Origin of the sequence: Immundisolibacter sp. (assembly GCF_014359565.1) — a bacterium.
Taxonomy (GTDB): domain Bacteria; phylum Pseudomonadota; class Gammaproteobacteria; order Immundisolibacterales; family Immundisolibacteraceae; genus Immundisolibacter.
Genome location: NZ_JACIZD010000002.1, coordinates 326689 through 345976 on the forward strand (window position 1 = coordinate 326689; position 19288 = coordinate 345976).

The window sequence follows — 19288 nt, forward strand, 5'->3', positions numbered from 1 at the left end:
GCCACAGCGCGGCACATGGTGTGCCGCCGTAACGGGAGGTACCCAACCCATGACGATGATCCATGACGCCGGCCGCGTCGCTGCCCTCGGCCTGGTCCTCGCCGGCGCGGCACAGTCCGCGGCAGCTTATGAAGCCGGTGACCTGCTGGTCCGCGGCCGCGTGATCGCCGTCGATCCGCGCGAGGACAGCGGCACGGTGAAAAGCAGCGTCGCCGGCGCCATTCCGGGCAGCGGCGCCGGGCTTGATTCCAACATCACCCCGGAGCTGGATTTCACTTACATGCTGACGCCCAACTGGGGCCTAGAGCTGATCCTGGCGTCCAGCGAACACGACGTCAGTGGCACCGGGACGCTCGCCGGCCTGGGCAAGCTGTTCGATGCGCGCACACTGCCGCCGACGCTCACCGTGCAATACCACTTCAACACCAACGGCGGCATCCGCCCGTACGTCGGGATCGGCCTGAACTACACGCTGTTCTTCAACGAGGACGCCACATCCGACTTCAAGTCGGCGATGGGCGGCAAGGCCAACGTGGAACTGGACGACTCCTGGGGCTTGGCCGGCAATGTCGGCGTGGACGTGGCCATCAACAAGGACTGGTTCGTCAACGCCGACGTCAAGTACATCGATATGGATACCACCGCCACCATCAAGACCAACGCCCTGGGGCGCCTGAAGGTGGACGTGGACGTCGATCCTTGGGTCTACGGCATCGGCATCGGCCGTCGCTTCTGATCTTTCGGTCGCCGCCGGGCAACCGGCGGCGACCGCACAAACGGCGCCTCACTTGCGCCAGGTGTAGACGCTGGTCACGGCGTAGTTCCACACTGCGCCGACCAGCACCCCGGACAGGGCCGACAGCAACCAGAAGGTCTGCCGGTCGAACAGATACGCCGCGATGCCCACGTTGGCAAAGGCGCCCACGCTGCAGGCCAGCACGAACGACAGCCAGCCTGTGAAGAAACGCCAACCGCGCCGGCGCCGGTCGCGATAGGTCAGGCTATTGTTCAGGACGTAGTTGAAGCCCATGGCCACCAGCGTGGCCAGCGCCTGCGCCGCCACAAAGTCCATGCCCAGGCCGCGAAACGCCAGCCCCAGCACGGCCAGATGCACCCCGACGCCCAGGCCGCCGATGGCCGAGAAGGCGAGGAACCTGACCGGCACGAAACGCCCAACCAGCTTGTCCGCCAGCAGCATCAGGTAGTCCCAAACCACCTTGCTGTCGAGCTTGCTGTGGCCGGCCTGACGCGCGCGAAAGGTGTAGGGCAGCTCGACGAAGCGCAGCGGCCGCGGCGCCGACGCGAACAGGTCGACCAGGATCTTGTAGCCGATGGCCGACACGCCGTGGCGCAGGCAGTCCATCAGCGCCGGCCGGGTCAGCATGAAAAAGCCGCTCATCGGGTCGCTCAGGTCGGCCTTGAGCACCGCCCGGCTCAGGCGCGTGGCCAGGCGGCTGATGCCCTGACGCTGGCTGGAAAAATCGCCAACGCCACCACCGGCGACATGGCGGCTGCCGATGACGATGTCGGTCCCACCGCCGCGCAGGGTATCCAGCATGGCCGGCAGCAGGGCCGGATCGTGCTGCAGGTCGCCGTCCATGACCGCCACATACGGTGCCGACGAGGCCAGCATGCCCTCGATGCAGGCGCTGGCCAGACCCCGGCGGCCGATCCGCTGCAGGCAACGCACACGCCGGTCGCGCTGCGCCATCTCCCGCACCCGGTCGGCCGTGCCGTCGGGCGAGTCGTCGTCCACGAACAGCAGTTCCCAGTCGACGCCGGCCAGCGCCTGTTCGACTTCCGCCACCACGGCGGCGATGTTCCCGGCTTCATTGAAGGTGGGTACTACGACGGTCAGCTCGGGCATCCAGGCGCTCGCTCAGGGGACTGCAAAGCGGCGGATTGTCGGTCATCGGACGGCCATCCTTGACGCCCTGACGAACAAAACCGCGCCAGCGCGAGCTGCGCCGGGCGCCTGTACCCGATTCTGGGCTCAGCCGGCGCCTTCCATCAGCGCCAACCAGCGCCGGTGCAGCACCATGGCGGCGCCCTCGTCCTCCAGGCTGGCGCCGCCGGGAGGCAAGTCCAGACCCAGCTCCTGCGCCAGTTCGGGATCGCCGCGGCGCGCCAGGCCGCGCGAGTAGTCGCTCCAGCGCACGGCGCGACCGTTGCAGCCGATCTGGCGCTGGCGAAACTCGCTCAGATCGTCGGCCGTGGCCATGCCGCTGGCGTTGAAGAAATCCTCGTACTGGCGAATGCGGCGCAGGCGGTCGTCGGGCCCTTCGTCGCGCGGGGCGATGGCATGCGTGGTCACCTCGGTCAGGTCCACCGCCAGCGGCCGGATCACCCGCAGCTGCGAGGACATGTGATCCAGCAACAGCAGGTTCGGGTAGATCAGCAGGTTGCGCAGGCGCCCGACCATCCAGCGCGCCGTGGCCTCGCCCAGGCGATCGCGGTACTCGTCGTAGCGGCTGAAATTGGGCCGGTCCTGCGGATTCGGCCAGTCGCCCCACAGCATCACGTGACCGCGGCCGAGGTCGAAGTAACCGCTGTGCTTCTGCCGGTCCACGCGGCCCAGCTGCATGGCGTGCACGGCGTCGCGCCCGGCGCCGCGCGCCCGCCGTCGATCCGCAGTGGCGATGTACGTGGCGTGCGTGGCATGCAGGTGGTAGCCGTCGACGCCGCTTTCCAGTTGCAGCTTCCAGTTGCCGGGATAGGTATAGGTCGCCTGGCCGCGCAGCAGTTCCAGCCCCTCCTCGCTCTGGTCGACCAGCAGGTCGATGCAGCGGGTGGCCGGTCCCAGGTGGTCGGTGAGCGACGGCACCGCAGCGTTCAGGCTGGCGAAGATGAAGCCGCGGTAGCTGTCCACGCGAGGCAGGCGGCTGAGGCCGTGCTGGCGCTTGTCGAACTGTGGCGGGTAGGCGCCGTCCTTTTCCTTGAGCACGGCCGCCAGCTCGCCGTCGAGGTTGAAGCACCAGCCGTGCGACGGGCAGCTGAAGTCCGGCACGCTGCCTTGAGTCTCGCGCAGCAGCGTGGCGCCGTGGTGCGGACAGGCGTTGACGAACACGCCGACGTGGCCGCGCTCGTCGCGACTGACGATGACCGGCTGGCGACCCAGGGTCAGGGTGACGAAATTGCCCGGATACGGAATCTGGCTCTCGTGGGCCAGGTACGCCCAGCCGCCCTCGAAGATGCGTTCCAGTTCCAGGTCGAACAGTTCGGGGTCGGTGTACAGGCCGCGGTCGAGCCGGCGCACGCCATCGACGGGCCGTTCATCCAGGTAGGCACGGAAACCCGAGAAACCCCGGCTTGTGCTTGGGCAGTCCATGACGAAGATCCCTGCCGGTCACGCGAAATCGACCTTCAGGGTGGCACGGGGTGTGCCGGCGGCCGTTGACGCCTGTCAAGGCGCAGGCGCTCAGCGGCAGGCTTCGCGCGCGGGCTCGTCCGGCTCGGCACCGGCCAGGGCGCGCAGCTCGGGCAGGTTCAGGATGTCGACCGCGCGGCCGTCGATGGCCAGCACGCCGGTATCCTGCAGGCGGCGCAGCAGGCGACTGACGGTTTCCGCCGCCAGGCCGAGGAAATTGGCGATGTCGATGCGCGCCATGGGCAACAGAAAACGCGTTGCCGAATACCCGCGCTGCGAGAAACGCACCGACAGGCTCAGCAGCAGCACCGCCAGGCGTCGTTCCGGTGACTGCTTGCCCAACGACAGCAGTTGTTCCTCGCGCTTGGTGATCTCGCGGCTCATCAGGCGCAGCAACTGATGCTGCAGGGCCGGCACCTGGCGGGCGGTTTCCTCGAGGCGCTCGAATGGCACCTCGCACACGCTGACCGTCTCGAGCGTACGGGCGCTGGCCGCGTGCACGCCCTGCGTAAGTCCGTCCAGGCCCAACAGCTCGCCCGGCAGGTGAAAGCCGATGATCTGCTCACTGCCATCCTGGCCGACGGTGAAGCTTTTGACCGCCCCGGACCTGGCCACGAAGATGGACGTGAACGGATCGCCCTCGCGGAACAGATATTTGCCGCGCGGCAGCGGGCGCGAGCGGTGGACGATCTTCTCCAGCAGGTCGATGTCGGTGTCGCTCACGCCCAGTGGCAGGCACAGCTCGTGCAGGCTGCAGCTGCGGCAGGCACGCTGCATGTTGCGCAGGGACAGTGAGGTCTCGTTCACACCGCGAATCCTGATATCGGAATGAAGCGCGCAGTATGGCGCAAGCACCCGCCGCCAGCGAATGACCGGCCGCGCGGCGCGCCTCGTCCGGCTGCCATAATCACAACCCAACCGGGCATCCGGCCCGGCCTGCACCCCTGCGGAGCGGCATCTTGAACGTGCTTGCCCATGCGCTGCTTGCCCAGCACGCCGGCTGCTCGCTGGTCGGCAACCTGCTGGGTGATTTCGTGCGCGGCGCGCCGCCACCACATTTCCCGCCCGCCTGGCAGGACGGCATCCGCCTGCACCGGCGCATCGACGGCTTCGTCGATCGCCATGCCGCCTCCGCCCGCAGCGTGGCGCGTCTGCCGGCCGAGCAACGGCGCTGGGCGCGGGTGGCGCTGGATGTCTATTACGACCACCTGCTGGCCTGCGACTGGGCGCGCTACAGCAGCGTGCCGCTGGCGCAGTTCGCCGCTGGCGTGTATGCGACGCTCGACGAGCACTACCCTGCCCTGCCACCGAATCTGGCGCGGTTTGCCGGCTTCATGGCCAGCCGCGACCTGCTCGCCGGCTATCGCGAGCCGGCGGTCATCGCCGAAGTCCTGGCGCGCATGGCCGGGCGAGTGCGCCGGCCCAACACCCTGGCCAAGGTGTTCCCCGACCTGGCCGCGGCCCGCGACGGCATCGCGCAGGATTTCTCGCAGCTGTTCCCGGCCACGCTGGCCTTCGCCCGCAGCGAGGTCGCCGCGCGCTGCGTGCAGCCGGCGGCCTGAAAACGCCCGATCCGCGCGCTGGAGCGGCGCTCAGCGCGCAGCTTCGGGCATCATAGCCAGCCGGCCGCATACGGGATTCGTGCCTGAAGGCGCAGCGACGGATTCCCCGGCCGGCCAACCATCCGGAGTTGCCCGTGTCGCGCATGATTCCCGACCTGGAAGGCCATTTTCGCCGCCAGACCCGACCCCAGCGGGCCGATCTGACGCAGGTGGCGATTGCTGCTGCCGCCGACGGCATCCCCACCATCGGGCCAGTGTTGGGCAACCTGCTGGCCCTGCTGGCGCGGTTCGGTGGCGCGCGGCGCGTGCTCGATCTGGGCGCCGGCAACGGCTACTCGACCCTGTATCTGGCCGACGGCATGGCCGGCGAGGGCGAAATCGTGGCCCTCGAAAGCGATCCGCGCCGGGCCGTGGCAGCCCGCCAGAACCTGGTCGGCTGCCGCGTCAGGACCAGCGTGCTGATCGGCGCCGCGCAGGAAGTACTGCCGGGCCTGGTGGCCCCGTTCGACCTGATTCTGCTGGACATCGACAAGGCCGACTACCTGTACGCGCTGGATCACTGCGCCCGTCTGCTGCGCCCCGGCGGCCTGCTGGTGGCCGACAACACCGGCTTTGTGGATGCCGAGCCGTTCAACGCCGCGCTGGCCGCCGATCAACGCTTTCGCAGCGTGAACCTGCTGTGCCTGCTGCCGGGGCACAGCCCGGAGCAGGACGGCGTGGCGCTGGCCGTGCGCCTGTAAGCGATCGCGGCGCGGCATGTGCCTGCTGGTGCTGGCCTGGCGCGTGCTGGAAGACTGCCCGCTGCTGCTGGCGGCCAACCGGGACGAACTGTACGAGCGCCCGGCCGCGCCGGCGCAGTTCTGGCCCGAGGCGCCGCAGCTGCTGGCCGGTCGCGACCTGCTGGCCGGCGGCACCTGGCTTGGCGTGACCCGCGACGGGCGCTTTGCCGCCGTGACCAATTACCGCGAGGCGCGGACCGTCAACCCGCCACCGCGCTCGCGCGGCGCACTGGCGCGCGATTACCTGCTGGGCGGGACCAGTGCCGACGAGTATGTGCAGTCGCTGCCGGCGCACGCGGCCGACTACGCCGGCTTCAACCTGCTGTGCGGCGACCGTCAGTCGCTGTGGTGGTACAGCAATCGGGGCGACCCACCGCGGCACCTGCCGCCGGGCATCTACGGCCTCTCGAACCACCTGCTGGACACGCCGTGGCCCAAGGTGCAAGCCAGCAAGGCGGCGCTAGCCAGCCTATGTGCCGACGGCGCCGCGTCCACCAGCGCACTGCTGGACCTGCTGCAGGACCGGCGTACCCATCCGGCAGCCGCCGATCCGGCCATTGGGCTCGATAGCGCCCTGGCGCAGGCACTGTCGGCCATCTTCATAGAAACCCCGCGCTACGGCACCCGCTGCTCGACCGTGCTGCGGATCAGCGCCGACGCACGGGTGGAGTTGGTCGAACGCCGCCACGCACCCGAACGCGGCGAGTCGCAGTTTCGTTTTCCGCTGCAAGAATCGAGGGCACACCCAGCATGAGCATCTGGCGTCCCGGCCTGACGGTCGAACAACTGAACGCGCCGCGCATCGGCGGCAGCATGGCCTGGCATCTTGGCGTGCGCTTTATCGAGGTCGGCCCGGATTACCTGCGGGCGACCATGCCGGTCAACGAATTCACCCGCCAGCCGGCCGGCATCCTGCACGGCGGCGCCAACGTGGTACTGGCCGAGACCATCGGCTCGGTCGCGTCCGGCGTGCTGGCCGGGCACGAGGGCCTGCGCCACGTCGGCCTGGAAGTGAACGCAAACCACCTGCGCAGCGTGGCCGACGGCCTGGTGACGGCCACCGTGCGCCCCATCCACACCGGCAGAACCACGCAAGTCTGGGACATCCGGATCGAGGACGAGGCGGGTAGAATCAGCTGCGTGTCCCGCCTCACCGTGATGACCATAGGTGCGCGCTGAGGCCGATGCCGTTTTCCATCCCCCACTTCCGAGGAGCGCTCCATGAGCATCAAAGTAGGCGACAAGATTCCCTCCGTGACCCTGACGCAGATGACTGCCGAAGGCCCGAAGCCGGTTTCCACCGACGACGTGTTCGCCGGCAAGAAGGTCGTGCTGTTCGCCGTGCCGGGCGCCTTCACGCCCCTGTGCTCTGGCCAGCACCTGCCCGGCTACGTGAAGCTGGCCGACCAGTTCAAGGCCAAGGGCGTGGACCAGATCGTGTGCGTATCGGTCAACGACGCGTTCGTGATGGGCGCCTGGGCCAAGGACCAGCAGGTCGGCGACAAGGTGCTGCTGCTGGCCGACGGCAATGCCGATTTCGCCAAGGCCATGGGCCTGGAGCTGGACGGCAGCGGCTTTGGCATGGGCAAGCGCTCGCAGCGCTATGCGCTGATCGCCGAAGACGGCGTGGTCAAGCACCTGGGCGTCGAGGAAGGCCGCACCTTCGAGGCCAGCAAGGCCGAGACGATTCTGGCGGCACTGTAAGCAAGACGGCCGGGCTGCACGGCGCTGCCGTGCAGCCCGCAGCCGGTCGGCGCCTGCAACGGGCGTCGCCGTGATCGAACACCACAAAAAACGCACCCGGCCCATCGGGCGAGGAGACGCCATGGATTTCGCCTTCACTGAAGATCAGCTCGCCATCCGCGAGGCAGTCAGCCGCTACGGTTCCGAGCGCCTGGCGCCCGGCTACCTGCAGCGCGAGAAGACCGGCTTCGAGCCCGGGCTGATCCAGGAGATGGGCAGCCTGGGCTACATCGCCCCGGAAATGCCGCAGGACATGGGCGGTGCCGGGCTGGACGCCGTCACCGCGGGCGTGATCGTGGAGGAAATCGCCTACCACGACTTCAACGCCTCCTACGTGCAGCTGATGGGCTCGCTGTGCGCCACCATCCTCACCCGCCACGCGCAACCGGACCTGGCGCGCGCGGTGGTGGGACAAATCTGCCGCGGCGAAATCCTGGTCGGCCTCGGCCTGACCGAGCCGGGCGGTGGCTCGGACGCGGCGAACCTGAAACTGCGCGCCACCCGCAAGGGCGATGTCTACGTCCTGAAGGGCGAAAAAGCCTCGGCCTCGTTCGCCGCCCACATGCACAAGATGGTCGTTTTCGCCCGCACCGGCAGCCAGGAAGATCGCGCCAGGGGCATCAGCGCCTTTCTGGTCGACATGGACAGCCCCGGCATCAGCCGCCTGCCGTATGACGATCTGGGCACCCGTCCGGTCGGCCGCGGCTCGGTGTTCTTCGACGACGTGGAAGTGCCGGCCAGCCGCATGCTGGGCGACGAGAACCGCGGCTTCGGGCAGGTCATGGCCGGCTTCGACTACAGCCGCGGCCTGATCGGCCTGCAGTGCCTGGGCGCCGCCCGGGCGTCGCTGGAGGAAACCTGGGCCTACGTCACCGAGCGCGAGGCCTTCGGCCGGCCGCTGGCCAAGTTCCAGGGCGTCACCGAACCGCTGGCCGAGTTCGAGACCCTGATGGAAGCCTGCCGCCTGCTGTGCTTCAAGACCCTGTGGCTGCGCGACCGCGGCCTGCCGCACACGTCCGAGGCAGCCATGGTCAAGTGGTGGGCGCCCAAGCTGGCCTTCGATGTCATCCACCAGTGCCTGATCACCAACGGCCACTACGGCTACAGCACCGACCTGCCGCACCAGCAGCGCCTGCGGGACGTGCTGGGCCTGCAGATCGGCGACGGCACGGCGCAGATCCAGAAGATGATCATCTCGCGCGAGAAGGTCGGCCGCGTGGCGGTGCCCTATGCCTGAGGCGACCGCGGATTCGGGCACCGTCGTCGCCGTCAGCCGCCACGGCGCGACGATCGTCCTGGAACTGGCCCGGCCGGAAAAATTCAATTGCCTGAGCAGCGCCGTGCACCGGGCCATCGAGGCCGCGCTCGATGCGGCCGAAGCGAACCCTGCCTGCCGGGCGCTGCTGATCGCCGCCCAGGGCAAGCACTTTTGCACCGGCGCCGATCTGGCCGAGGTGCAGGCCCTGCGCGCCGCCGGCCGCTTCGACGAATTCATCGCGCTCGGCCACCGCGTTTTGTGCCGGCTGGAGGCCTCGCCGCTGCCGGTGATCATCGCCGTGCAAGGCCTGTGCCTGGCCGGCGGCCTCGAACTGGCGCTGGCCGGCGACCTCATCCTCGCCGCCGAGGGCGCCAAGCTTGGTGACCAACACGCGCAGTTCGGACTGGTACCCGGCTGGGGCGGCAGCCAGCGTTTGCCGCGGCGGGTCGGCCAGGCGCGCGCGCTCGATCTGATGTTCTCCGCCCGCTGGCTGGCAGCGAACGAGGCGCAGGACTGGGGCCTGGTGGCACAGGTCATCCCGGACGCCGAGCTGCGCGAACGGGCGCTGGATTACTGCATCACGCTCGCCACCCGCAGCCGCCCGGGCCTGGCGGCCATGAAGCGCCTGGCCCGCGCCGGCGCCGATCTGCCGCTGGCCGACGCGCTGGCGCTGGAACAACGCCTGGCCCTGGAAGCCATGGCCGGGCCGGATGTGGACGAGGGCCTGGCGGCTTTCGGCGAGCGGCGCCCGCCACGATTCCGCTGAACAGGGCGCTGACTCGGCGGCGCCGGTCTCGATCCAACAAATTGCCGACGTGCCCGCGGTGTTCGTGGGTGACCAACTGGCCATCAGGATTCCGATGAAACGGGTGCACGGGATCGCCGCCACCATGTTCGCCGCCTTGGCTGCGGCGACCCTGCTCGATGCAGGCCGGGCGGTGGGTTTTTGACAGGACGGGACGATGCACACCGACAAGCGGTCCGACTGGACGCACGAGCACGCTTTCGACCCGCACAGCGCGGCGGCCGAGCGCGGCACGCAGCGGGTGATGTGGATCACCGCCGCGACGATGGTGATCGAGATCACCGCCGGCTGGTGGTTCAACTCCATGGCCCTGCTGGCCGACGGCTGGCACATGAGCTCCCATGCCGTGGCCATCGGCCTGTCGGCGATGGCGTATGCGATGGCGCGGCGCTACGCCAAGGACCCGCGCTTCGCCTTCGGCACCTGGAAGATCGAGGTACTGGGCGGTTTCGCCAGCGCCATCTTCCTGATCGGCGTTGCCGCCCTGATGGTGTTCGGGTCAGTCGAGCGAATCTTCTCCCCGCAACCGATCCGCTACCAGGAGGCCGTCGTCATCGCCGTGCTGGGCCTGGCGGTCAACATCGTCTGCGCGGTGATCCTCGGCCAGGCCGAGCATCACGATCATGGGCACGGACACGCGCCTGCACACGGCCATGCCGATCATCACGACCTGAACCTGAAAGCCGCCTATGTGCACGTCCTGGCGGACGCCGCCACCTCGATACTGGCCATCGTGGCGCTGGTCGGCGGCTGGTTCTACGGGTGGTCATGGCTGGATCCGGTCATGGGCATCGTCGGTGCCGTGCTGGTCGCCGTCTGGGCCAAGGGCCTGATCGTGCAGACCGGCACAGTGCTGCTGGACCGGGAAATGGACCACGCGGTGGTCGACGAAATCCGGCAGGCCGTCGAAACCGGGCCCGGCGCGGACCAGACGCGCATCACCGACCTGCACGTGTGGCGGGTCGGCAATCAGGTCTACTCCTGTGCGCTGACGGTGGTGACCCACGACGCGTCATTGACCCCGACCGACATTCGCCAGCGTCTGGCCGTGCATGAGGAAATCGTCCACTCGACGATCGAGATTCATCTGTGCCCGGACCCGGAGCCCGCGCTCGTCGAGCGTTGAAGCGGTCGCCCACACCTGCGGCACGGGCTCGCGGTTGTTTTGCCAACCGGCACCGGGGCCGGCGCGCTCATCAGGTGCTGCGGATCGCCGCCGGCGAGCTTGCGCGTTCTTGGGCGCCCGCCGAGCACCTTGGTAACCGAGAGCTGCCTGCCGGTACCTCATCCCTGGCCGGGTTTTGACGCTCACGCAAGCCCGTTCACATGCTCCGGACCTGCAAGCGCCGCAGCACGGCCTTCTCCGCTTCCACCGCCAGGAACTTGCCCAGCCCCAGGGCAAGAATCACCGACCAGGAAACCCCATCCAGCGCGGCGGTGCCGAACAATTGCTGCATCGGCGGGGCATAGGTAAACAGGAGCTGGAAAGCAACCAACAGCACGGCCATCCACAGGGCCACCGGGTTGCCGGTGAGGATGTCCCGGGTCAAGGCGCTGGCCGTGAAGCGGCGCACATTGAACAGGTACACCAGCTCGCCAAAGACCAGCATGTTCACGGCCGCTGTGCGCGCCATCTCAACGCTGTTGCCGCGCGCCAGTTCCCACTCGAACACGGCGAAGGTGACAGCGATCATCAGCAGGCTCACGTAGGCGATGCGCGCGGCCAGCACGCGCGTGATCAAGGGCTCCGAGGGCCGGCGCGGCGGTCGGCGCATCACGCCCGGCTCGGCCGGCTCGAAGGCCAGCGCCAGAGCCAAGGTCACCGCCGTGACCGTGTTCACCCACAGAATCTGGCCGGCAGTGACCGGCAACGCCAACCCGGCGAAGACCGCCAACAGGATCACGCCCGCCTCTCCGCCGTTGGTGGGCAGCATGAACAGCAGCGATTTCTTGATGTTGTCGAACACCACGCGGCCCTGGCGCACGGCGCGGGCGATGGTGGCGAAATTGTCGTCGGTGAGCACCAGATCGGCGGCTTCGCGAGCGGCATCGGTGCCCTTTTGCCCCATGGCCACGCCGATATTGGCGGCCTTGAGCGCCGGGGCATCGTTGACGCCATCGCCGGTCATGGCCACCAGCTCGCCCTGGGCCTGCAGGGCAGCCACCAGGCGCAGCTTGTGCTCCGGGCTGGCGCGGGCGAACACGTCGTTTTCGAGGACCACACGCTGCAGTGCCACCTCGTCCAGCCCAGCCACGGCATCGCCCGTGACGGCCCGATCGGCGTTCAGTCCCAGTTGCCGGCCGATGGCCGCCGCCGTGACGGCGTGGTCGCCGGTGATCATCTTGACCCGCACCCCGGCGCGCTGGCAGTCGGCCACGGCCACGATGGCTTCCTCACGCGGCGGATCGATCAGGCCTACCAGCCCCAGCAGGGTGAAACGCCGGCTGATGTCGATCATGGCCAGCGCCGTGGTGCCCGCCGGCATATCGCACGAGGCCAGCGCCAGCACACGCTGTCCCGCACCGGCGGCATCTTCCATGCGCGCCTCCCAGGCAGCCCGATCGAGCGGCTGGCCGCTGGCATCCTGCTCGCACAGATCCAGCACACACTCGGGCGCGCCCTTGAGCAGCACGAAGGCGCGGCCGGCGTGGTCGTGATGCAGCGTGGCCATGAAACGGTGTTCCGACTCGAACGGAATCGCGTCGACCCGCGGCCAGGTCGCGGCAGCTTCGAGCGGATCCAGCCCGGCCTTGCAGGCAAGCGTGAGCAAGGCCCCTTCGGTGGGATCGCCCACCAGCTGCCAACCGCCGGTCGCATCGTGCCCGAGCCGGGCGTCGTTGCAGAGCAGGGCGCAGCGGGACAGGCCTTGCAGCAGCCCGTCCTGCGCGGCGTCCACGCTCACGCCCTGTCGATGAAAGCCGCCTTCGGGCGCATAACCGGCGCCGGTCACTTGCAGCGTATGCGTCGGCAGCATGACCTGCACGGCGGTCATCTCGTTGCGGGTCAGCGTGCCGGTTTTGTCGGAACAGATGACCGTGACCGACCCCAGTGTCTCCACCGCCGGCAGCCGTCGCACGATGGCATTGTTGCGCGCCATCACGCGCGTGCCGATGGCCAGGACGATGGTGACGATGGCCGGCAGCCCCTCCGGAATGGCCGCCACCGCCAATGCCACCACGGCCAGGAAAACCTCCAGCGCCGGCAGGCCGCGAACGAAATGCCCGAACAGAAACGTCACCAGCCCCACCGTCAGGATGAACAGCGTGATCTGGCGGGCGAACTGATCGAGGCGCCGGGTCAGCGGCGTGGCCAGCGCCTGCACCTCGCCGACCAGCGTGCCGATGTGGCCCATCTGCGTGTGCTGGCCGGTGGCGACCACCACGCCGTGCGCCTGGCCGACGCTGACCACGGTGCCGGCATGGGCCATGCAGGAGCGATCGCCGATGGGCGCGGCGCCGGCCACCGGTTCCGTGCCCTTCGCCACGGGTACCGACTCGCCGGTCAGGGCCGCTTCGTTGACGTGCAGGTTCCTGACACGCAAAAGCCGCAGGTCGGCCGGCACCCGGGCGCCGGATTCCAGCAGCACGATGTCGCCCGGCACCAGCAGGGCAGCGTCGATCTCGTCGCGCTCGCCCTCGCGCAACACCATGGCGCGACTGGCCAGCATGGCGCTGACTGCCTCCAGCGCCTTCTGCGCCCGGCCTTCCTGAACGAAGCCGATGACGGCATTGATGAGCACCACCCCGGCAATCACCGCCGCGTCCACATGGTCTTCGAGCGCGAAAGTGACGGCGCCGGCCACCAGCAGCACGTACAACAGGGGGTTGTGAAACTGCAGGACAAAGCGCAGCCAGGGCCCGCGTTGCCTGGGCGCCGGCAGGCTGTTGCGACCGTATCGCTCAAGACGCCGGGCGGCCTCGTGCTGGCCGAGGCCGCTGCTGGCGCTGCTGGACAGCGCCTGCAAGACCTCGGCGCAGTGCATGACGTGCCAGGCGGGCGCGTCGGTATCGGCTGAAGGATGGGCTGGTTCATCGGGCGGCGGCGGCGGCCTCGCCCGCGGGTCGAGGTGCAAGGCCGCCTTCACCAGCAGGTGCGCGCTGACCGGCGCGCTGATGAACAGAAACAGCGTGATCAACAGCTCGTGCAGGCTCAGCGTCGACCCGCGCAGGCTCAGGTGCAGGCTCGAGCCGATCAATATGCTGCCCACGCCCAGCGTGGTGGCCTTGGTTGGGCCGTGCACGCGTTTGTAGAAATCCGACAGCTTGAGCAGGCCAAACGAGCCGATCAGCGCGAAGCCGCCGCCGACCAGCAACAGACCGGCGATGAGGTAATCGGCCAGCAGGCTCATTCGATGATGTCCCGACGCAGCACATAGCGCGACAGCGCCACCGTGCCGATGAAACCCAGCAGCGCGATCACCAGTGCCACCTCGAAATACACGTCGGTACCCAGATGAATGCCCAGCAGCACCAGCAGCGCCAGCGCATTGATGTAGAGCGTGTCCAGCGCCAGGATGCGGTCCGGCAGGGCCGGGCCACGCACCGCACGCCACAGGTTCAGCGCCATGGCCAGCGCCAGCATGCCGGCCGCCAGCGGCAGCGCGTAGTCCAGCGGATTCACGTGAAAATCTCCATCAGTGGGCGTTCATAGCGCTGTTTGATGCTCGCCGCCAGCGCCGCGGGATCGTCGCAGTTGAAGGCATGCACCAGCAGATACCGCCGGTCGGCGCTCAGGTCCGAGGACACGGTGCCCGGCGTCAGGGTGATGATGCCGGCCAGGGCGGCAATGCCATGGGGGTCGCGGATGTCGAGCGGCAACCACACGAAGCGGGGTCGCAATTCCGACTCCGGCCCGAGGATGCGGCGGGCCACCTCAATGTTGGCCAGCACGATGTCCACCAGCACCACCACCAGCAGGCGCGCCGCCCGCAGCGGGCGGCGCAGGCGGGCCCGCTCGGGGCGCAGGCGGTCGGTCAGCAGCGGCAGCGCCAGCGCCAGCAGCGCGCCCAGCAGCGCCTGGCCGGGCGCCAGCGTGTCGTTCAGCAGCAACCAGATCAGCAGCAGCGCGACGCTGAGCAGCGGCGAGGGCAGCAGACGCCTCATGGCTGGCCACCCGCGCGCGACACCGGGCGGGCGCCCAGCACCGCCTCGACGTAATCCGTCGGCACCAGCAACTGCTGCGCACCGGCCTCGGCAAACCGCAGCACTGGCGCCGCCAGCACCGCCAGCAGCACGCCGCCAGCCAGCAGGCCAAACACCGGGACCATTGCCAGCATGCCATGCCGCGGACCCTCCTGCGCCGGCGAAACCTTCCAGAACAGGCGACTGCCGGCGCGGCTGAAGGCGATCAGCGCCGCGAACCCGGACAGCAGCAGCACGGCCCACACCGCAAAACCGCCGACCTGGCCGAGCGCGCCGCGCAGGATCAGCAGCTTGCCGACGAAGCCCGAAAACGGCGGCAGACCGGCCAGGGTGGCGCCGGCCAGCAGGAACATTCCGCCCAGTAGTACCGGCTGGCGCACCGCCGGACCGCCGACCAGCGCACCGGCCTGATCGCCGCGCTGGCGGGCGATCAGCTCGGCAAGCAGAAACAGCGCCGCCACCGCCAGCGTGGTCTGCGGCAGGTAATAGAGCGCCGCCACCAGCGCCTGATCGCCGGACACGCCCACCGCGGCCAGCAAGGTGCCCGCCGATGCCATCGTGAGATAACCGGCCAGGCGTGGCAGGCTGCCGGCACTGAGCGCGCCCAGGCTTGCCAGCGCCAGGGTCGCCAGGCCCAGCGGCAGCAGCAGCGGCGCGGCCACGGCCAGGCGCTCGCCGACGAAAATCAGCGTGAACACACGCACGATGGCATACACGCCGACCTTGGTCATGATCGCGAACAGTGCCGCCACCGGCGCGCTGGCCGCGCTGTAGGTAGTCGGCAGCCACAGCCCCAGCGGCAGCACGGCGGCCTTCAGACCGAACACCACCAGCAGCAGCAGGCCGGCGACCTGCAGCAGGCCGACATCGGCGTCGGGCGCCTGCGCCACCTTGACGGCCAGGTCGGCCATGTTCAGCGTTCCGGTCACGCCATACAGCAGGCTGACGCCAAGCAGGAACAGCGCCGAACCGACCAGGTTCAGTGTCACGAAATGCAGGCTGGCATGCAGCCGTCGCCGGCCGCCCCCGTGCAGCAGCAGCCCATAGGAGGCAATCAGCAGCACTTCGAAGAACACGAACAGGTTGAACAGGTCGGCGGTCAGGAAAGCGCCGTTCAGGCCCATCACCTGCATCTGGAACAGTGGATGAAAATGCGCGCCACGCCGGTGCCAGTGCGCCGCCGCCGCCAGCAGGCTGGCCAGCGCCAGCGCTGCCGTCAGCGTCAGCATCAGCGCCGCCAGACGGTCCACCGCCAGCACGATGCCAAACGGCGCCTGCCAGTTGCCTAGCAGGTAGGCCATCACCCCGCCATCGGCCGCGCGCCCCAACAGGCCGACGCAGATCACCAGCAGCGCAGCGGTCGCCAGCAGATTGACCGGCAACTGCCAGGCCGGACGCCAGCGTTCCAGCACCAGCAGCAGCACAGCCGCGAACAAGGGCAACAGGATCGGCGCGATCGGCCAGTGGCTCATTGCGGCTCCTGCCGCCCGGCATCGACGTGGTCATCGTCGCCGGCGCGTCGGGCAGCCAGGGCAATCGCCACCAGCAGCGCCGTCATGCCGAAACTGATCACGATGGCGGTCAGCACCAGCGCCTGCGGCAGCGGGTCGGCGTACTGTGCGAGCGTGGTCGCGGTATCCGGCGCCAGGATGGGCGGTCGGTTCACCGCCAGTCGTCCGGTGGCGAAGATGAACAGGTTCACCGCGTACGACAGCAGCGTGAGCCCCAGGATCAGGTCGAAACTGCGCGCGCGCAGCACCAGGTACACCCCGCAGGCGGCGAACAGGCCAACGCCCAGTGCGAGCATCAGCTCCAGGGACATCAACGTGCACCCCGCGGTTGCCGGCGCGCCAGACTGAGCAGCGCCAGCAGGGTGGCGCCCACCACCACGGCAAACACACCCAGATCGAAGGCCATGGCACTGGCCAGCGGCAGCTCGCCCAGCAGCGGCAGCACCGGATGAGCCGTGGCGCTGGTCAGGAACGGGTGTCCGAACAGCCAGGCGGCGACACCGGTCAGTCCGGCCAGCAGCAGGCCACCGGCGATCCACACCTCAAACCCGGTATGCAGCCGGGCGTCGACCCAGGCGCTGCCGCGCGCCAGGTACTGCACCAGCAGCGCCAGCGCCAGCACCAGGCCGGCGATGAAGCCGCCGCCGGGCAGGTTGTGTCCACGCAGCAGCAGGAATACCGCCACTGCGCTCGCCAGCGGCAGCAGCAGGCCCGACAGCAGCGTCAGCAGCAGCGGATGACGGTCGCTTGCCAGCCCTGCCTGCGGCCGCGGCGCCCAGCCCAGACGGCGCAATACGGCGTGGACGATCAGCCCGGCCAGCGCCAGCACGGCGATCTCGCCGAGCGTGTCGAAGCCGCGGAAGTCGACGATGATCACGTTCACGACATTGCGGCCACCGCCCAGCGGATAGGCCTGGCCGAGGAAATACTCGGATATCGACGTCGTCGGCCGCGTGAGCACGCCGTACAGCAATGCCGCCACCCCGCTGCCGGCCAGCAGGGCGATGCCGGCGTCGCGCAGCCGCCGGGCCACCGGCTCGGCCGGCGCGTCGTGCGGCAGGCGGCCCAGCGCCAGCAACAGCAGCAGCAGGCTCGCCATCTCGATCAGGATCTGCGTCAGCGCCAGGTCGGGTGCCGACAGGCACACGAAGGCCAGCCCCACCACCAGCCCGGCGATGCCCAGCAGGATCACGGCCACCAGTCGCTGGCGGTGCAGCACCGTCGCGATCACCGCCGCCAGCAGACCCACCAGCCAGATCAGGGCGATGATCGGCGGCATTGCCTGGCCCGCCACAGCGCCCGGCTGATAGCCATGCCGCCACAGCGGCCAGGCCCCAGCGGCAATGGCGGCGAGCAGCAACAGCGCCATGTAACGGCCCAGCCGGCCATCGTCGACCCACCGCGTGACCCGCCCGGCGCCGGCCAGCACCCCGGCCAGCAGCCGCTCGAAGGCCGCCTTGCCACTGTAGGCGGTCAGCTCCAGCGTGTGCATGTCCACCCAGCGATGCAGGCCTACATACACCGCCACACCGCCGACCAGCGCCAGCACGCTCATCATCAGGGGCAGGTTCAGGCCGTGCCATACGCCAAGACTGTAGGGCGGCAACTCACCGCCGTATGCCGCGCCGGCAGCCAGATGGAGCAAGGGCGCCACGGTCAGCCCCGGCAGCACGCCGACCAGCAGACACACCAACACCAGCAGCTCGACCGGCACGCGCATCCAGCGCGGCGGCTCGTGCGGCGTGCGCGGCAGATCGACGGCCGTGCCATTGAAGAACACGTCATGGATGAAGCGCACCGAGTAGGCAACGCTGAACAATCCGGCCAGCGTTGCCACCGCCGGCAGCGCCCAGGCCAGCGCGCCGCGCTCGCCAAGCAACAGCGTTTCGGCAAAGAACATTTCCTTGGACAGGAAGCCGTTGAGCAAGGGCACGCCGGCCATGGCCGCCGCCGCCGTCATGGCCAGCGTGGCGGTATGCGGCATGTAGCGATACAGCCCGTGCAGGCGGCGCATGTCGCGGCTGCCGCACTCGTGGTCGATGATGCCGGCGGCCATGAACAGCGAGGCCTTGAAGGTGGCGTGATTGATGATGTGAAACACCCCGGCCACCACCGCCAGCGGCCGATCAAGGCCGAACAACAGCGTGATCAGGCCCAGGTGACTGATGGTGGAATACGCCAGCAGGCCCTTGATGTCATGCTGGAACAGCGCCAGCACGGCGCCCAGCAGCAGCGTTGCCACCCCGGCCGCGCTGACCAGATAGAACCAGGCATCCGAGCCGCCGAGCGCCGGATACAGCCGTGCCAGCAGGAACACGCCGGCCTTGACCAGCGTCGCCGAGTGCAGATAGGCCGACACCGGCGTCGGCGCGGCCATGGCCTGCGGCAGCCAGAAATGAAACGGGAACTGCGCCGACTTGGTGAAGGCGCCCAGCAGCACCAGCACCAGCGCCGGCAGGTAATAGGGATGAGCATGCAGCGCCGGGCCGGCGGCCAGCACCGTGTCCAGATCGTAGGAGCCGACGGCCGAGCCGATCAGCGCCACCCCGGCCAGCAGCGCCAGACCGCCACCGCCGGTAATGGCCAGCGCCATACGTGCACCCTGCCGGGCGTCGGCGCGGCGCGACCAGAAGCCGATCAGCAGGAACGAGCTGAGCCCGGTCAGCTCCCAGAACACCACCAGCAGGATCAGATTATCGGCCAGCACCACGCCCTGCATGGCGCCCATGAAGGTCAGCAGCAGGCCATAGAAACGGGCGAACGGCTCGCCCTCGGCCAGGTAATAGCGCGCATACAGCACGATCACCAAGCCGATGCCCAGCACCAGGCCGGCGAACATCAGTGCCAGGCCGTCCAGCCGGAAGCCGAAGTTCACCCCGAGCGTCGGCAACCACCGCCAGCTGACGCGCACGATGTCACCGCCGGCCGCCGCCGGCACACTGGCGGCCAGCGCGGCGATGGCCAGCGCCACTACCGCCCCGGCCAGCCAGGCGCAGCGGTCGCGCGCGCCGTTGCGCTGCCCGAACAGTAGCGCGGCGCCCAGCCAGGGCAGCAGCGCGGCTGCCAGCAGGGTCATCGGCATGGCGCTGTCGGGGAATGCGGGTGGATCATCGGCGATTTA

General features: G+C 69.1%; 19 protein-coding genes. 10 read left to right on the top strand and 9 right to left on the bottom strand.

From position 1 onward, the window contains the following. Nucleotides 1-49 precede the first annotated feature (49 nt). Nucleotides 50-736 carry an OmpW family protein gene (locus H5U26_RS05340; protein WP_290617406.1) on the top strand — a complete coding sequence of 229 codons (687 nt, stop codon included), beginning with the start codon at nt 50-52 and terminating at the stop codon, nt 734-736. A 48-nt stretch (nt 737-784) separates the two neighbouring features. Here H5U26_RS05340 and H5U26_RS05345 read toward each other — a convergent pair whose 3' ends face one another. From H5U26_RS05345 to fnr, 3 genes are all read right to left on the bottom strand, one after another. Next, complete coding sequence (locus H5U26_RS05345) at nt 785-1867, bottom strand: glycosyltransferase family 2 protein (RefSeq protein ID WP_290617408.1); 1083 nt, start codon at nt 1865-1867, stop codon at nt 785-787. A gap of 126 nt (nt 1868-1993) precedes the next feature. Then, nucleotides 1994-3328: an aromatic ring-hydroxylating dioxygenase subunit alpha gene (locus H5U26_RS05350; protein WP_290617410.1), complete on the bottom strand. Its 1335-nt coding sequence runs from the start codon at nt 3326-3328 to the stop codon at nt 1994-1996. Between the two features lie 90 nt (nt 3329-3418). After that, entirely contained in the window at nt 3419-4174 is a 756-nt protein-coding gene (gene fnr, locus H5U26_RS05355; protein WP_290617412.1) for a fumarate/nitrate reduction transcriptional regulator Fnr, read from the bottom strand. A 158-nt stretch (nt 4175-4332) separates the two neighbouring features. Between fnr and H5U26_RS05360 the strand changes: the two genes are divergently transcribed. From H5U26_RS05360 to dmeF, 9 genes are all read left to right on the top strand, one after another. Beyond that, nucleotides 4333-4929, top strand: a complete 597-nt coding sequence (locus tag H5U26_RS05360) for an ACP phosphodiesterase (protein WP_290617633.1) — start codon at nt 4333-4335, stop codon at nt 4927-4929. A 143-nt stretch (nt 4930-5072) separates the two neighbouring features. Beyond that, nucleotides 5073-5669 (top strand): class I SAM-dependent methyltransferase, encoded by a 597-nt coding sequence (locus tag H5U26_RS05365; protein WP_290617635.1) that lies wholly within the window; start codon nt 5073-5075, stop codon nt 5667-5669. A 16-nt stretch (nt 5670-5685) separates the two neighbouring features. Continuing rightward, nucleotides 5686-6462 (top strand): NRDE family protein, encoded by a 777-nt coding sequence (locus tag H5U26_RS05370; RefSeq protein ID WP_290617414.1) that lies wholly within the window; start codon nt 5686-5688, stop codon nt 6460-6462. After that, entirely contained in the window at nt 6459-6887 is a 429-nt protein-coding gene (locus H5U26_RS05375) for a hotdog fold thioesterase (protein WP_290617416.1), read from the top strand. Before H5U26_RS05370 ends, H5U26_RS05375 begins: the two co-directional genes overlap by 4 nt. A 42-nt stretch (nt 6888-6929) precedes the next feature. Next, nucleotides 6930-7412 (top strand): peroxiredoxin, encoded by a 483-nt coding sequence (locus tag H5U26_RS05380; protein WP_290617418.1) that lies wholly within the window; start codon nt 6930-6932, stop codon nt 7410-7412. A 121-nt stretch (nt 7413-7533) separates the two neighbouring features. Continuing rightward, nucleotides 7534-8688, top strand: coding sequence for an acyl-CoA dehydrogenase family protein (locus H5U26_RS05385; RefSeq protein ID WP_290617420.1), 1155 nt, complete (start codon nt 7534-7536; stop codon nt 8686-8688). Next, nucleotides 8681-9475: an enoyl-CoA hydratase/isomerase family protein gene (locus tag H5U26_RS05390; RefSeq protein WP_290617422.1), complete on the top strand. Its 795-nt coding sequence runs from the start codon at nt 8681-8683 to the stop codon at nt 9473-9475. Before H5U26_RS05385 ends, H5U26_RS05390 begins: the two co-directional genes overlap by 8 nt. A gap of 49 nt (nt 9476-9524) precedes the next feature. Then, the gene (locus H5U26_RS05395) at nt 9525-9659 is read left to right on the top strand and encodes a hypothetical protein (RefSeq protein WP_290617424.1); all 135 of its coding nucleotides are present in this window, start codon (nt 9525-9527) and stop codon (nt 9657-9659) included. A 12-nt stretch (nt 9660-9671) separates the two neighbouring features. Continuing rightward, complete coding sequence (gene dmeF, locus H5U26_RS05400; RefSeq protein ID WP_290617426.1) at nt 9672-10640, top strand: CDF family Co(II)/Ni(II) efflux transporter DmeF; 969 nt, start codon at nt 9672-9674, stop codon at nt 10638-10640. A gap of 196 nt (nt 10641-10836) precedes the next feature. Here dmeF and H5U26_RS05405 read toward each other — a convergent pair whose 3' ends face one another. The 6 genes from H5U26_RS05405 to H5U26_RS05430 are packed head-to-tail and all read right to left on the bottom strand — an operon-like array spanning nt 10837 to nt 19243. Next, entirely contained in the window at nt 10837-13863 is a 3027-nt protein-coding gene (locus H5U26_RS05405) for a Na+/H+ antiporter subunit G (protein WP_290617428.1), read from the bottom strand. Then, on the bottom strand, nt 13860-14096 hold the full coding sequence (locus H5U26_RS05410) for a K+/H+ antiporter subunit F (protein WP_366055896.1): 237 nt from the start codon (nt 14094-14096) through the stop codon (nt 13860-13862). The genes H5U26_RS05405 and H5U26_RS05410 overlap by 4 nt, the downstream gene beginning before the upstream one ends. A 35-nt stretch (nt 14097-14131) precedes the next feature. Beyond that, entirely contained in the window at nt 14132-14617 is a 486-nt protein-coding gene (locus tag H5U26_RS05415) for a Na+/H+ antiporter subunit E (protein ID WP_290617432.1), read from the bottom strand. Further along, nucleotides 14614-16128: a monovalent cation/H+ antiporter subunit D gene (locus tag H5U26_RS05420; protein WP_290617434.1), complete on the bottom strand. Its 1515-nt coding sequence runs from the start codon at nt 16126-16128 to the stop codon at nt 14614-14616. The genes H5U26_RS05415 and H5U26_RS05420 overlap by 4 nt, the downstream gene beginning before the upstream one ends. Beyond that, nucleotides 16125-16472 (bottom strand): Na+/H+ antiporter subunit C, encoded by a 348-nt coding sequence (locus H5U26_RS05425; RefSeq protein WP_366055897.1) that lies wholly within the window; start codon nt 16470-16472, stop codon nt 16125-16127. Before H5U26_RS05425 ends, H5U26_RS05420 begins: the two co-directional genes overlap by 4 nt. Before the next feature lie 5 nt (nt 16473-16477). Then, nucleotides 16478-19243: a monovalent cation/H+ antiporter subunit A gene (locus H5U26_RS05430; protein WP_366055898.1), complete on the bottom strand. Its 2766-nt coding sequence runs from the start codon at nt 19241-19243 to the stop codon at nt 16478-16480. Nucleotides 19244-19288 lie beyond the last annotated feature (45 nt).